We start from the raw sequence: 14,397 nt of genomic DNA, 5'->3' as shown, positions 1-14,397 counted from the left end.
GGTGGTTCTCCTCCGGTGGCCCGGCCTACGGCTCTCGTTCATCGTCCTTGTCTTCATCGTTCCGTACTGATCGCGTTCCATCCCTCGCGGGGCGGGCGGGTCGGGGCATTCGTACGGCGAGAGGCGCGCCGAGCGCGGCCACACCGGCCAGGACCAGCAGCGCGGGACCCGTGCCGAGCGGCATGAGCGTGGTCGCGACGGCCACCCCCAGCGTGGGGCCGACGTTCATCGCCGTCTGCTGCAGCCCGCCCGCCACCCCCGCCGACTCCGCCGGCGCATGCCGTACGACGACGGCGGTCGCGGTGACCATCAGCGCGCCGAAACCGGCCCCCAGCAGCAGGAATCCGCCCCCGATCACCACCGTCGACGATCCCGGGCCGAGCGGGGACAGCGCCAGGACCCCGGCGGTGAGCAGCGCCGACCCCGTGAGGGCCGTGGGACGGGCGCCCCACCGGCGCAGCAGTACGGCCGACAGCGGCGCCCCGAGCACCATCATCACGCCGCCGGGCAGCGCGACGAGGCTTGTGCGCAGTGGATCCATGCCGAGTACGTCCTGGAGGACGAAGCTGCACACGAACAGCGCGCCGAGCATCGCCGCGGACGCGGCCACCAGCACCCCGAGCGCCGCACCCACCGTGGCCGAGCCCAGCAGGGCGGGCGGCAACAGCGGATCCGGGGTACGCCGTTCATGCCGTACGAGGGCGGCGGCGGACGCGGCGGCGATCAGCAGGCCGAGCACACCGGTCGCAGTCCAGCCGTGCTCCGCCACCCCGACCAGGGTGTGCACGAGAGCGGCCAGGGACACGGCGAGCAGCGCGGCGCCGGGCAGGTCGAGGCGGGTGCCGGAAACCCCCTTCGCGTCCGGTGTCTCCGGGGCGCGCACCACCAGCGCCAGCAGGCCCATCCCCAGCGCCGGTACGACGTTGAGGAAGAACACTGCCCGCCAGCCCAGCTGGGCGACGAGCACCCCGCCGACCAGCGGACCGGCGGCGACCGCCACACCGATGGCGCTGGTCCGCAGCGCGATGGGCATTCCCAGCCGGTCGGGCGGGAACGCGGCCCGCAGCATCCCGAGCGTGGCGGGCTGCAGCAGCGCGCCGAAGACGCCCTGGACGACCCGCAACCCGATCACCCAGCCCACATCGGGCGCGAACCCGATACCGGCGGAGGCCGCGCCGAACCCCAACACCCCCCAGGCGAAGACGCGTCGATGCCCGAACCGGTCACCCAGCCGCCCCGCGAACACCAACAGCCCCGCCACCGCGATCAGATAGCCGGTGCTGGTCCACTGCACCTCGGTGAGGGACGCGTCCAGGTCTCGCCGCAGGGTCGGCTGAGCGATCATCAGCACCGTTCCGTCGAGGGCGACGATCACGGCACCGAGCACGCTGTTCATGAGGGTGAGACGGCGGTGCGGCGCGGAGGTCGGTGCGCCGCGTTCGGCGCCGGCTTCCGTCGTGGCCGCCGTCATCGTTTCTCGCTCCCCAGGTGCGCGTCCAGCGCGGTGTGCAGCAGGGGCGTGAAGTCGTCCGCGCCAGTGGTGAGTTGGAGGCTGCCCCAGTTCCACAGCTGGGCGACGCCGTAGAGGTTCGCCAGCAACGCGCCCGCGACGAGCCGGGCGTCGGCGTCGGGCCGGGCCCGTCCGACGAGGTCCACCAGCAGGGAGAAGATCGGCAGGCTGGCGTCACGCAGCCCCAACTCGTTGCTCTCCAACAGATCGTGACGGAACATCAGTTCGTGCATGCCCCGGTGGGTGAGTGCGAAGTCGAGATACACGCGCCCCAGCGTCGCGATCTGCTCACGCGGGCTCGCCTTGCCGTCCCCGAGCGCGGTGATCCCCCTTCCCGCCAGCTCCTCGAAGCCCCGGCGAGCGATGGCCGACAGCAGCTCCAGGTGGGTCGGGAAGTAGCGCCGCGGTGCCCCGTGCGACACCCCCGCCCGCCGTGCGATCTCCCGGAGGGACAGCGCCTGGACGCCCTCCGCCGTGACCAACTCGATCCCGACATCGACCAGCCGGGACCGCAGCCCCGTGTTCGGCTCGCTCATAGACACTGTCTACCAAAGATGGGTAGACAGTGTCTACTTCGTGGTCCGTCTGTTCGGTCTACTTGCTGGTGTGGCCGGCCGCCCGCTCCAGTACGCACAGGACGCCTTCGTCGGGATCGCCGATGTATGTCCACAGGACGGGGTTCTTGGGCGTGCCCCGGGCCTCGTACTGGGCCCGAATCCCGTCGGGCGTGAACGTGATGTGGACCGTCGAGACCTGGCCGTCCGTCCCGATGTCCGCCCCGGTGCGGTGTTCCCAGCTGCCCGCGCCGGGAGCCGGGGTGACGACGTCATCGAAATGGTCGTCATCGTTGTCGTCGAAGTCGCCGCAGACCTTGTCCGAGACGAACGTCCCGTTCTCCTTGAGCGTTATCCGCCCGCCCTCCCCGTCCACCCAGGTGCCCGTGACCTCGGCCGTGCTCATGGCCAGGGGCTCCCCGTCGGGAATGGGGATCGACAGCCGGCTCACTATGAGCAGCAGTGCGAACGCGCCGATCCCGAGCAGGAACAGCAGCCCGCACCCCGCCGCGCCGGCGAGCGGGACGAGCAGGGCGATCTGCCAGCGCCGTCGACTCGTCTCGGCCGAAGGCCACCCCTGCCATGGCGGCTGGGTGGCTCTGTACGGGTCCTCGCCGCGCTTCAAAACGTCCCCCTGACGTGGTGCCGCGTTGTCGCGGCCATGCGGACATCATGCCGCTGAGCTGCGCGGGCCTCGCATCGGGGGCGCGCTCGTGCCGCCCGACGCCACGCACGGGTCCCCGGACACCTCGGGGGTGTCCGGGGACCCGGAGCGGAACCCGGTCGCGGCTCAGGCCGCGACGCGCTCCCGGTCGGTCTTCTCGCGCGGGGTGCGGACGCCGAGGAGCTCGGTCGGGATCTTGTGGGTCTCACGGGCGGTGAGCGCGGCGATGACCGGAGGGATGCACAGGGCCGTGGTGAAGAGGGCCACGGCGAACCAGTCGTCGCCGTCCGGGCCGGCGATCTGCGCGGCGAAGGTGACGGCGAAACCGGCGACGGCGAAACCGATCTGGGTGCCGATGGCCATGCCGGACAGACGGACCCGGGTGGAGAACATCTCGCCGTAGAAGGAGGGCCAGATGCCGTTGGCCGCGCTGTAGACGACACCGAAGGTGACGATGCCGAGGACCAGGACCAGCGGGTAGGAGCCCGTGGAGATCGCCCACAGGTAGACGAACATCATCACCGCGCTGCCGGCCGCGCCGATCGCGAACACCGGGCGGCGGCCGACGCGGTCCGAGAGCGTGGCCCACAGCGGGATGGCGCCCAGCGCGACCAGGTTGGCGAGCGCGCCCACCCACAGCATGGACGACCGGGACAGGCCGACCGACTCGCTCGTGCCGTACGCCAGTGCCCACACGGTGAAGATCGTGGAGACCGAGGCGACCAGCGCGCCCGCGATCACCCGCAGCACGTCCGCCCAGTGCTCGCGCAGGAGGATGGCCAGCGGCAGCTTCGCGACGCCCTCGGACTCGGTCTGCTGGGTGAAGGCCGGGGTCTCCTCCAGCGTGCGGCGGATGACGTAGCCGACGACGGCGACCGCGATGCTCATCCAGAACGGGACGCGCCAGCCCCAGGACAGCAGCTGGTCCTCGGGGAGCGCGGCGATCGGGATGAAGACCAGGGTGGCGAGCAGCTGCCCGCCCTGGGTGCCGCTGAGGGTGAAGCTGGTGAAGAAGCCACGCCGGTCCGACGGCGCGTGTTCCAGCGTCATGGAGTTCGCGCTGGCCTGCTCGCCGGCCGCCGAGATGCCCTGCAGGACACGGCAGAGCACCAGGAGGACCGGGGCGAGGGTGCCGACCTGGTCGCGGGTGGGCAGGCAGCCGATCAGGAACGTCGACAGACCCATCAGGATCAGCGTGAAGACCATGATCTTCTTGCGGCCCAGCCGGTCGCCGAAGTGCCCGAGGAACAGCGCGCCGATCGGCCGCGCCGCGTACGCGACACCGAAGGTGCCCAGCGACAGCAGGGTCGCGGTGGCCGGGTCGGACTCGTCGAAGAAGACCGTCGGGAAGATCAGGGCGGCGGCGCTGCCGTAGATGAAGAAGTCGTAGTACTCCAGGGCGCTGCCGATCCAGGCGGCCGTGGCGGCCTTCTTGGGCTGGCCCGGAGGTGCGGCGGGGACGGACACGGCGTGCTCCTTCGAGGGATCTCCACCGTAGGCGGAGGGAGGCAGGAGGAAGGCAGGTGCTGCTGGGGGAGGCAGGCGCTGGGGGGAGGGGTGCCGGATCCCTGGGGGTGGCGGGACGGCCGTGCCGGGTGCTACCCGGCTAGTTAACGCACTGGATAGTTAATAGCGGTTGGCTACGGATGGTGCGCCGACGTTTCCCGGGTGTCAAGAGGTCGTGCCGAAGGGCCTGGTGCCGGGAGGGTGCGGGCTCAGACCGCCGCGCGGTCCGCCGTCAGGTAGGCGATCACCATGTCGCCGAGCATCTGGCGGTAGTGCTCGCGCCGGCCGGGGTCGATCAGGTCGCGGCCGAAGAGGGCGCCGAAGGTGTGCCGGTTGGCGACGCGGAAGAAGCAGAAGGCGCTGATCATCGCGTGCAGGTCGACCGCGTCGACGTCGGCCGTGAACAGGCCCGACTTCTGGCCCGACTCCAGGATCCGGCGGATCACGTCCAGTGCGGGCGAGCCGATCCTGCCCAGCATCTCGGAGGAGGCGATGTGCTCGGCCTCGTGGATGTTCTCGATGCTCACCAGCCGGATGAAGTCGGGGTGCGCCTCATGGTGGTCGAACGTCACCTCGGCGAGCCGGCGGATGGCCGCGACCGGGTCCAGATGCTCGACGTCCAGCTCCTGCTCCGTCTGCCGGATCACGGAGTACGCCCGCTCCAGCACGGCGGTGAACAACTGCTCCTTGCCGCCGAAGTAGTAGTAGATCATCCGCTTCGTGGTGCGGGTCCGGGCGGCGATCTCGTCGACACGGGCGCCGGCGAACCCGGAACGGGCGAACTCCTTGCTCGCGACATCGAGGATCTCGGCCTTGGTGCGGGCGGCGTCACGGATGCGCCCGTTCGGTCGTGCCGGTTCTTCGACGCTGGTCATCGCGTTCCTTCGGGCAAGGGGCCAGTGTCCGCGATTGTAGAAGCCCGCGCCCGGCTGCCCGGCGCCGAGTTCCCTGTCGCCTTCCCGTCGCGTTCCCCGTCGAGTCCCCGGGCCGAGTCCCCGGTCGCGTCCGCGAAGGGGTCTTCCCCTGCTCGACTCCGGGTGCTATGACTAACGTACTAGTTCGTACATTAGTGAGTCGCTCAGGAGGCCCCGCCGTGCCCAAGGTCTCGGACCCTGTCTCTCCGCAGGACTCGTTTCTCGTCGGCCTCATCGGCTCCGGAATCGGGCCCTCCCTCAGCCCCGCCCTGCACGAGCGGGAGGCCGACCGGCAGGGCCTGCGCTATGTGTACCGGCTGATCGACATAGACGGCCTCGGAGTCGGGCCGGAGGCGGTCGGAGACCTCGTGCGCGCCGCCCGTGACCTGGGCTTCGACGGACTGAACATCACGCACCCGTGCAAGCGGCTCGTCATCGAGCACCTCGACGGGCTCGCCCCGCAGGCCGCCGCGCTCGGCGCGGTCAACACCGTCGTCTTCGAGGACGGCCGCGCCGTCGGCCACAACACGGACGTCACCGGCTTCGCCGCGTCCTTCGCCCGCGGCCTGCCCGACGCCCCGCTGGAGAAGGTCGTGCAGCTGGGCGCCGGGGGCGCGGGCGCGGCCGTTGCCCACGCCACGCTCACCCTCGGCGCGGAGCACGTCACCGTGGTCGACGCCATGCCGGACCGGGCGACCGACCTCGCCACCTCCCTCAACCGGCACTTCGGTCCGGGGAGGGCCGCCGCGGCGACGCCGGACGCGCTGACGGCGCTGCTGGGGGCGGCCGACGGGGTCGTCCACGCGACGCCCACCGGAATGGCCGCGCACCCCGGGCTGCCCTTCGCCGCGGAGCTGCTGCATCCCGGGCTGTGGGTGGCGGAGGTCGTGTACCGGCCGCTGGAGACGGAGTTGTTGCGGGTCGCTCGGGATCTTGGCTGTGCCACGTTGGACGGGGCGGGGATGGCGGTGTTCCAGGCGGTGGACGCGTTCCGGTTGTTCACCGGGCGTGAACCGGACGCGGTGCGGATGCTGGCCGACATCGCCGAGTTGGCCGGTGTCGCGGGTGCCCGCAACTGAGCGCCGACCGGGCGGGGCCGGACGTCGGCCGCGGGTTGGCCGTGGCCGGTCGCGCCCACGCGGCGCAGCCGCACGATGTCACGCCCCGCGCCCCCCCACGGGGCGCTGATGACGAGCGCGGCGTCACATCATGAGCCTCGAAGGAGCACCACCATGCGTACGTCCATCGCCACCGTCTCCCTCAGCGGGTCCCTCACCGAGAAGCTCACCGCCGCCGCGCGGGCCGGCTTCGACGGGGTGGAGATCTTCGAGAACGATCTGCTCGCCAGTCCGCTCGCGCCCGAGGAGGTGCGGGCCCGCTGCGCGGACCTGGGGCTCAGCATCGACCTCTACCAGCCGATGCGGGACATCGAGGCCGTGCCGGCGGAGGTGTTCGAGCGGAATCTGCGGCGGGCCCGGCACAAGTTCGAGGTGATGGGGCGGCTCGGCTGTGACACGGTCCTCGTCTGCTCCAGCGTGCATCCGCTCGCCGAGGACGACGACGCCCTCGCCGCGTATCACCTGCGTCAACTGGCGTCTCTGGCAGAGGAGTTCGGCATCCGGGTCGCCTACGAGGCGTTGGCGTGGGGGCGGCACGTCAGTACGTACGACCATGCCTGGCGCATCGTGGAGGCGGCCGGCCATCCGGCGCTCGGGACCTGCCTGGACAGCTTCCATATCCTGGCCCGGGGCTCCGATCCCAAGGGCATCGAGGACATTCCCGGCGAGAAGATCTTCTTTCTCCAGCTCGCCGACGCGCCGCTGATGGCGATGGACGTGCTGCGGTGGAGCCGGCACCACCGGTGTTTCCCGGGGCAGGGCGGCTTCGACGTCACGGGGCTGGTCGAGCGTGTCATGGCGGCCGGATACGACGGACCGCTGTCGCTGGAGGTGTTCAACGACGTCTTCCGGCAGGCCGAGGCGGGCCCCACGGCGGTGGACGCCCACCGTTCGCTGGTGATGCTCCAGGAAGCGGCGGGTATCGCCGCGCCGCCGGAGCGGGTGGTGCCCACGGGTGTCGCCTTCGCCGAACTGGTCACGTCCGACGCCGAACCGGTGGGTGCGCTGCTCGGAGCGCTCGGCTTCGCCCGGACCGCCCGGCATCGGAGCAAGCCGGTGGACCTGTGGCAGCAGGGCGAGGCGCGCGTGCTGGTCAACACCGGGCCGGTCGCGCGGCGCGACGGCACCCAGCTCGCCGCGATCGGACTGGAGTCACCGGACCCGGCCGGCGCCGCCCGCCGCGCCGAGGCCCTCCTCGCGCCGGTGCTGCCGCGCCGCCGCGCCGCCGAGGACGCGCCGCTCGACGCGGTGGCCGCGCCCGACGGCACGGAACTCTTCTTCTGCGCGACGGACCGTCCCGAACTCCCGAGCTGGACCGGGGACTTCCGCCCCGTCGCGCACACGGTGGCAGCGCGCCACATCCATCGCTTCGACCACCTCGCCCTGACCCAGCCCTGGCACCAGTTCGACGAGGCGGCCCTCTTCCACCGCACGGTGCTCGGCCTCAGGGCCAGCGACAGCGTCGATGTCGCCGACCCCTACGGTCTCTTCCGCAGCCAGCCGGTGACCAACGAGGACGGCAGCGTCCGGATCGCCCTCAGCGTCGGCCCTGCCCCGACCGACGACATCGCACGCGCCCAGCACATCGCCCTGACCACGGACGACGTGGTCGCCGCGGCCCGTTCCTTCCGCGCGGCCGGTGGCCGACTGCTGGCCGTCCCCACGAACTACTACGACGACCTGGCCGCACGGTTCGAGTTCGCCGACGGCGAGCTGGAGACATACCGCGACCTCGGCGTCCTCTACGACCGGGACGCGGACGGCGAGTTCCGTCACTGCTACACCGAGACCGTCGGCCGTGTCTTCTTCGAACTCGTCCAGCGGGACGGCGAGTACAGGGGCTACGGCGCGCAGAACGCGCCTGTGCGCCTTGCCGCCCAACACGTCCAACGACCGGCCAGGTGAACCGGGTCACTGGCGGCTGACGGTACGCGTCACACCCGTGACCACCGTCGTCGCCAGGATCCAGCCGGTGATGACGAGGACGTACGACAGCCACTGTGCCCAGCCAACGGGCGCGTATGCCCGCTCCTGCCCGAAGTCGATGATCGGCAGGAGCAGATCGAGGGTGTAGAAGACCGCGTTGAACGTCGGGGCCTCGTCCGCCTTGAGGGGACTCGGCGGTCGCACCGAGTACGCCACCGAGCCCACCGCCAACAGCGACAGCAGCCAGACGGCCGCCCACAGGGGACGGAAGCCGTAGCCGACGGTGGCGTCCTGGGCATAGCCCCAGAGCCGCCCGTACCAGCGGAGCGTGGCGCGACGGCGGCGCTGCTTGGCGAGCTGGACACGCCGGGCGGCGTCCTCGTCACCGATCCTGCGGTACGCGGCGGTCAACTGCTCGTAGGAGTACGGCAGATACGCCTCCTCGTCCCGCTCCAGCATCGGCAGCCTTCGTTGGGCGGGCTCGTGCGGGATGAGGGAGGTGTAGGTGAGACCGTTCAGGAGGACCGTGTCCGGCAGCATCTCCGGTTCCAGGAACAGCCCCTCTATCTGGGCGCGGCGCATATTGAGATCACCCTCCACCGGAGGGCCCTTGCGCAGCCAGAGTTCGCTGATGACACAGCTGCTCACCCGCAGCGCCGTGCCTCCGGGATTCGACAGCCGCGCGTACGACAGCTCCAGCCAGCCGCCCACCCGGGCACCGCGCAACTCGATTCGGCCGCGCACGTCCGCGTGCCGCAGCACCACATCGGACTCGGTGACGAGTGTCTCCGCGCTGAGAGCGGTGCCGCCGGGCCGGTGCAGCCGTGCCCGCTTCAGGTCGACCGCACCGGCGACATGGGCACCGCCGATCCGGACCTCGCCGTCCGCGCGCAGCCCGGGAGCGCACAACTCCTCCCCTATCTCCGCCTGGTTGAGCCGCAGCGCGGGCTCGTCGCCCGACGCGGTGAACTCGGCCCGCTCCATGAACAGCGTCCCGGAGATCTGCGCCCCGGTGAGGCTCACCGGCCCCCGGAACCGGCACCCCGTCAACCGCAGCCCGCCGTCGACCCGAATCCGCGCCGAACGCAGGCCCGGAAGCACGGACTTGCTCAGATTGAGGTAGGTGAACTGCGCGCCCGAGAAGTCGGGGACCTCGTCGAAGTGGCAGCCGCTCAGCCGTACGACGCTGTCGACCGTCGCGTACTTCAGTTCCAGTCTGCCGGTGATCCGGGCGCCCTCGATCTTGAGGGCGGCGACCTCGCCCTCCTGCTGGGGAGCGGTGAGCAGCAAGGCCCGCAGCACCCGGGACCGCACGGTCCTCCCCGGGCCCCAACCGGAGCCGTCCGCCCCGTCCTCGTCCTCGGTGGTCCCGAGGTCCACGGACCCGAAGTCCACCTCCGCGCCCAGTGGAAAGGCCTCCCACACCCGCCGCTCGGCCGCCGTCAGATCGTTGATCATCATCACTCGGGACTCTGACCCGGAAGCTTGTCCCTGTCAACAACCGGGATCCGGCCGCACGTTCCGGCCGGACCCAGGCCGACGTCACCGGCCGGCTAGTGCGCCCAGGCCTCGGCGTGGGCCCGGTGGGCGTCCGTGAGACCGTTCCTGAAGAACTGTTCGTAGTACTCGTTCTCCACGTGATGGACCTGGAGCCACACGCCCGGGACATGGATCGCGTCCGTGTGGGCCGGGAAGCGGCCGTGCGTGCGGAGGATGTACTCGCAGATGTCACGGGCGCAGTCGATCACCCGCTCCTCGTACTCGCCGGCCTCGGTGAGATAGCGCTGCCCGTAGTCCTCCCGGTAGATCCGGGCGAAGACGTCCCGGTCGGTGTAGACGCCGTCGCGGCCGAACTTCTCCTGGACGATCGTCTCCACGGCCTCCGACATCGTCCCGAACACGGGCGGGCACGCGGCGGCGATCAGCGGGGCGCCGCCGTCGGGGGACGGGAGCCGGACCGGGTGCGAGCGCACCTCGGCGTACTTCGGCAGGGGGATGTGCCAGCGCCAGATGTCGGCCGGGCGCCAGCGCGGGGTGACGAAGTCGAAGCCGAGCATCCTGCCGTACGCCCGGGAGAACTTCGGGTCGCCGAGGGCGATCTGCGGGTTGATGGTGGCGTGGATCCAGGCGCCCAGGCCCATCGCCTCGGCCGTGAGCATCAGGTTCTGGAGGAGCAGGTCCGCCTCGATCTGGGTGCGCATCGGGCCGAGGGAGCCGAGGGGCAGCTTCAGATCCCCGTTGAGGAAACCATTCTTCATCCACTTCTTCACCCCGGCCGGGCGGTAGAAGTTGCGGTCGTCCACAAGCGTCGGTCGGGCCCCGTCCGGCTGCGTGAGCAGATACATCAGCGCGTTCACGTACTGGTGGGAGAGGTCGACGACCGGGAACAGCAGGGTCGTGCCGGGAAGGTTGGACAGGAAGCGGTTGGAGTCCAGGTACGCCGGGAAGTCCCGCTTGCCCGGCGCGACGTCGAGACGGTGGTCCAGGACCTTCACCTTCGCCTCGCGCGCCCGCGCCACCAGGGTCTCGGCGTCGAACGGCTCGTCCGGCGCCGGCTTCAGCCTGCGCAGGAAGTACGTGCCCGAGTCGTTGACGAGGAAGAAGTGCGTGCCCTGCGCGTTGTCCGGGCTCCCGGCGGTGCGGCCCGCCATCGTCAGGTTGGGCTTGGACATGATGGGCGTGCCGTTGTCCGGGTCCTCGAAGGGCCGGTCGGGCATGGTCAGCCCCGTGGTGCCGGTGATCGCGATCAGCACCGCCTCCTCCAGCTCGGTCAGGGGCTGCACCGCGTTGCGGGAGGTGTAGGTCATGGTCCCGGCGGACACCTTGGCGCCACGGCTCACCCGGTGGGTACGGCGGCGCCACACGGTCCGCAGCAGCGGGCGCCCGAAGAGGTCGGCGAGTCCCGGGTGGGTGGTGGCGACGGTCGGGCCGGGCTGTTCGCGGACCGCGAGCCGTTCGCCCGCCCCGGGTATCGCGGACGGCTCGGCCCCGGGCAGCTCGGAGTGGTTGTCGGTGAACGTCATTCGCTTATCCCCCGTTGTGGTTCGGACCCGGGGTGTGTCGCACCCCGGGTCGTGTCACGGCGTCATGGTGAACCGCCGTCGCTCGTACCGGTGTCGCTCGTACCGGTGGTGGGCGTGCCGTGGTCGCTCGTACCGGTGGCGGGCCTGCCGCTGCCGCTCGTACCGCCGCCGTCGCCCGTCGTGTGCACCGTCCGCCACGGCGCGAAGGCGCTCGCGCCGCGCGGCAGCAGCGGGGCCAGCTCCGGGCAGTGGCGCAGGACCACGGAGTTCATGCCGCCCTTCTCGACCCAGTCGATGCCGAGCGGTGTGTAGACCTCCGGCCGGTAGTCGACGGTCAGGAACCGGTCGCTCTGCAGCCGTCGGCTGGCCATCAGGATGAAGACGCGGAACGCGGTGTCGCTGAACCCGAAGCCCTCCGGCGGGTTCTCCGCGAACAGCCCGACCACCGTGTCGATCTCGTCGACGTTCCGGTAGACGTCCTTGAGCCGCGCCAGCGTCTCCGGGTTCTCCGTCAGCTCCTCGAAGGACCGGATCCGCCCCCTGTGCAGCCCGGCCCGGAAGTCGTTGTAGCGCGGCACACCACGCCGGCGCGTCCGGACGAGGTCGACGACCGACAGGTCGATGATCTCCCCGTCACGCTCGAAGCGCTGCAGCGAGCGCGGGAAGTTGTGGAGCGTGATCGCGCCGGGATGGGCGATGCCGAAGGAGTACAGCGAGTTCGCGAGGCCCGTCTTGCGGATCTGCGACTCGGCCGCCCCGCCCTGGATGTCCATGAAGCCCACCGTCTCCAGCCGCCGCCCGAACTGGTGCTCCCGCAGCTCGTAGTCGTCCGGGATCAGCGGATGCATGCGGTAGACGGTCGTGAAGTCCTCGGTCAGCGAGTACGGCGCCGCGTGGTGGTCCGGCAGGGTCTTCGGGATGCCCGTCAGCGAGTGCGCCTCGAACAGCCACAGGCCCAGCTGGTTGAGCCAGTTCTTCGGCGGGCCCGACCAGTTGGTGTGCAGGGCGAGGTCGATGGCCTCGGTCGCCAGGATCGCCGGCGTCCACTCCACGGTGTGGATCTTCGCGATCAGCGCGGACACCACGAGCCGGGCCGTGTGGTAGATCTTCTCCTCGCTCATCGACGGATACTCGGCGCGCAGCGCGTCGCACACCGCGTTGTGCTCCCGCGCGAACAGCGTGTGCATCGCGCTGAGCCCCATCCACCAGCTCTCGTTGAACCCGGTGAGCGGCACGCCGTTCGGCCCGCCCGGCAAATGGCCGTCCTCCAGGCGGAGTCTCGCGCCCCCGCCCGGCTCGCGCAGGAAGCGGGCGGTCTTCTCGTTCTCGCCGTACACCTCGGAGCCGTCCCACCAGTGCGAGGCGGAGTTGGCGAACAGGATCGGCGGGCGGCCGGGCGCCTCGATGCCCTCGTTCTCCGCGAACCGCATCACCCGTTCCGTCGGCCCGCCCGGCACGTTCCGCCAGTCCCCCTCGAAGTCGGGCGGCAGCGGCACCTCCACACCGCGGTCACCGGTCCTGTACCGCCGGTGGTTCACCCAGTCGTGCACCTGGAACTGGATCCACGCAGCCGCCAGCACATTGAGCGAGGTCGCCGGCACGAAGCTCTCCCGGTACAGCAACTGCCTGCTGACCGTCACCGGGTTCGGGGTGTCGAAGAGATCCGGCCGGTAGTCCGGCGTCAGGTTCCGCCCGAAGGCGGCACCCACCGCGCCCATCCCCGGCTCCGACAGATCGTTGTACGTGCCGTCGTACGACCGCTCCGTGCGCAGCCGCTCCGGGACCGGCTCCGGCACGGGCTGGGCCTTCGGCGGCGCCTCACGCACCTCGGTGTCGATCAGATTCAGCCTGCGCAACACCTTCCGCAGGAACATCAGGTTCAGCAGGCTCGGCGACAACGGCAGCCGGTGCCACGGCACGGCACGGTTCAGCAGCCGGAAGACGGGACCCACGAGACGGCCGAGCAGCCTGTTGCGCAAGGGTTCCGCGGTGGCGAAGCGCTGCCCGAGCCGGTGTGCGCCACTTGCCCGGTACGCCGCCTTCCGCGCCCGGTTGATATTGCCCAGTGGCCGGAACGAGTCGGTCGTGTACCAGGGGTTGAAGGTCAGATCCTCGATACGCCGAGCGGCCGCCCGCGCCTCGGCGCCGTCCAGTTCCTGGGCGGGGACGGTGAGTCGGGCGATCGGCACCGCCGGTGCCACCGCGTCCTTCCACTCCACCGCCGCGTCCTCGACCGGTGTGCGCCGCTCGTCCACGTACCGCTGCACACACAGGTCGAACGCGATGTCCGCCTGCCCCAGCCGTCGCGCCAGTTCGCGGTGCAGAAAGTCCGGGTCCCGAAGGTCGGGCTCGGCCGCCGTCGGCGTACCGGGCGCGGGCCGCAACAGATACCGCACGGGCCCGGCCTCGCCCCACAGCATGGCCCCGCGACTCCAATAGGTCTCGTTCGCGAGGGAGTTGACGGTACGGCGGGTGGCGTCCCGGACATTGCGCCGCATCCGCGTCGCCGTCCCCGGCCCCACCGCCAACGGCAGTTTCACGAACAGCCCGAGCGCCTTGCGCAGCGGACTCCGGGCCCCCGCCATGGCCTTGGCGAACGCCACGAACTCCTGGGCGTCGCTCGCGTGCGACACGGGGTGGCTGGTGGCCAGCAGGTCATGGCTCACCTCGTCCGTCACCCGCACCCGCACCGCCGCGCCCCGGAGATCCGGCGAGCCGTCGCCCTGCCGGATGCCGCTCGCGTTGGACAGCCGGACCACCGCCGGATAGTCGGCACCCGGCTGCGCGAAACCGACCCGCAACGCCACCGGCAGATCGTCGTGGAACCGCAGCCGCGCGTTCTCCACACCCAACGGGGCCTTCGCGTGGAACGCCCGCGCGATCCCGCCGCCCCCGGCCCGCCGGTTCCTGACCTGGACCGCCATCAACTCCCGCGCCAACCGCTCGAACACGAGCCGCTCGGCCTCGGGGCTGCCACCCGCGTACCGCTCGTACCGCTGATCGTGCTGCCCGGTCTCGGCCATCGGCGTTTCCTTCGTACAGAGGCACACGGGATGCATGCGACGTGCGTACGGGACAGGGGTCGCACGCTACCGGCGGCGGGGTTCCGTCACAGCGACAGTTCACGCCATGTGTACATCTGATGATAATGCGGGTGAATATCGCATTCCGTCCCGCAGACG

The 14,397-nt window shown here is 71.0% G+C and carries 10 protein-coding genes; 2 read left to right on the top strand and 8 right to left on the bottom strand.

The window, feature by feature from the left end; all coding sequences use genetic code 11:
* Window positions 1–25 precede the first annotated feature (25 nt).
* From OG622_RS10100 to OG622_RS10080, 5 genes are all read right to left on the bottom strand, one after another.
* Window positions 26–1,471, bottom strand: coding sequence for an MFS transporter (locus OG622_RS10100; RefSeq protein WP_371574991.1), 1,446 nt, complete (start codon window positions 1,469–1,471; stop codon window positions 26–28).
* A complete protein-coding gene (locus OG622_RS10095) occupies window positions 1,468–2,046 on the bottom strand; it encodes a TetR/AcrR family transcriptional regulator (protein ID WP_371574989.1) in 579 nt (192 codons plus the stop codon). Before OG622_RS10095 ends, OG622_RS10100 begins: the two co-directional genes overlap by 4 nt.
* A gap of 58 nt (window positions 2,047–2,104) precedes the next feature.
* On the bottom strand, window positions 2,105–2,689 hold the full coding sequence (locus OG622_RS10090) for a hypothetical protein (RefSeq protein ID WP_371574987.1): 585 nt from the start codon (window positions 2,687–2,689) through the stop codon (window positions 2,105–2,107).
* Between the two features lie 165 nt (window positions 2,690–2,854).
* Complete coding sequence (locus OG622_RS10085; RefSeq protein WP_371574985.1) at window positions 2,855–4,195, bottom strand: MFS transporter; 1,341 nt, start codon at window positions 4,193–4,195, stop codon at window positions 2,855–2,857.
* Window positions 4,196–4,443: 248 nt separating this feature from the next.
* A complete protein-coding gene (locus tag OG622_RS10080; protein ID WP_371574983.1) occupies window positions 4,444–5,109 on the bottom strand; it encodes a TetR/AcrR family transcriptional regulator in 666 nt (221 codons plus the stop codon).
* A 218-nt stretch (window positions 5,110–5,327) separates the two neighbouring features.
* Between OG622_RS10080 and OG622_RS10075 the strand changes: the two genes are divergently transcribed.
* Together OG622_RS10075 and OG622_RS10070 are read left to right on the top strand one after the other, a co-directional pair.
* Complete coding sequence (locus OG622_RS10075; RefSeq protein ID WP_371574982.1) at window positions 5,328–6,227, top strand: shikimate dehydrogenase; 900 nt, start codon at window positions 5,328–5,330, stop codon at window positions 6,225–6,227.
* A gap of 153 nt (window positions 6,228–6,380) precedes the next feature.
* The gene (locus OG622_RS10070; RefSeq protein WP_371574980.1) at window positions 6,381–8,171 is read left to right on the top strand and encodes a bifunctional sugar phosphate isomerase/epimerase/4-hydroxyphenylpyruvate dioxygenase family protein; all 1,791 of its coding nucleotides are present in this window, start codon (window positions 6,381–6,383) and stop codon (window positions 8,169–8,171) included.
* A 6-nt stretch (window positions 8,172–8,177) separates the two neighbouring features.
* On the opposite strand, the gene OG622_RS10065 is transcribed toward OG622_RS10070, so the two are convergent.
* From OG622_RS10065 to OG622_RS10055, 3 genes are all read right to left on the bottom strand, one after another.
* Window positions 8,178–9,653 carry a pentapeptide repeat-containing protein gene (locus OG622_RS10065; RefSeq protein ID WP_371574978.1) on the bottom strand — a complete coding sequence of 492 codons (1,476 nt, stop codon included), beginning with the start codon at window positions 9,651–9,653 and terminating at the stop codon, window positions 8,178–8,180.
* A gap of 92 nt (window positions 9,654–9,745) precedes the next feature.
* A complete protein-coding gene (locus OG622_RS10060; RefSeq protein ID WP_371574976.1) occupies window positions 9,746–11,215 on the bottom strand; it encodes a hypothetical protein in 1,470 nt (489 codons plus the stop codon).
* Between the two features lie 62 nt (window positions 11,216–11,277).
* On the bottom strand, window positions 11,278–14,238 hold the full coding sequence (locus OG622_RS10055) for a peroxidase family protein (protein WP_371574975.1): 2,961 nt from the start codon (window positions 14,236–14,238) through the stop codon (window positions 11,278–11,280).
* Window positions 14,239–14,397 lie beyond the last annotated feature (159 nt).

The sequence above is a fragment of the Streptomyces sp. NBC_01314 genome (genome assembly GCF_041435215.1).
In the GTDB taxonomy this organism is placed as follows: domain Bacteria; phylum Actinomycetota; class Actinomycetes; order Streptomycetales; family Streptomycetaceae; genus Streptomyces.
Note: the sequence above shows the minus strand (reverse complement) of the source record. Positions and strands in the feature narration are given on the sequence as shown.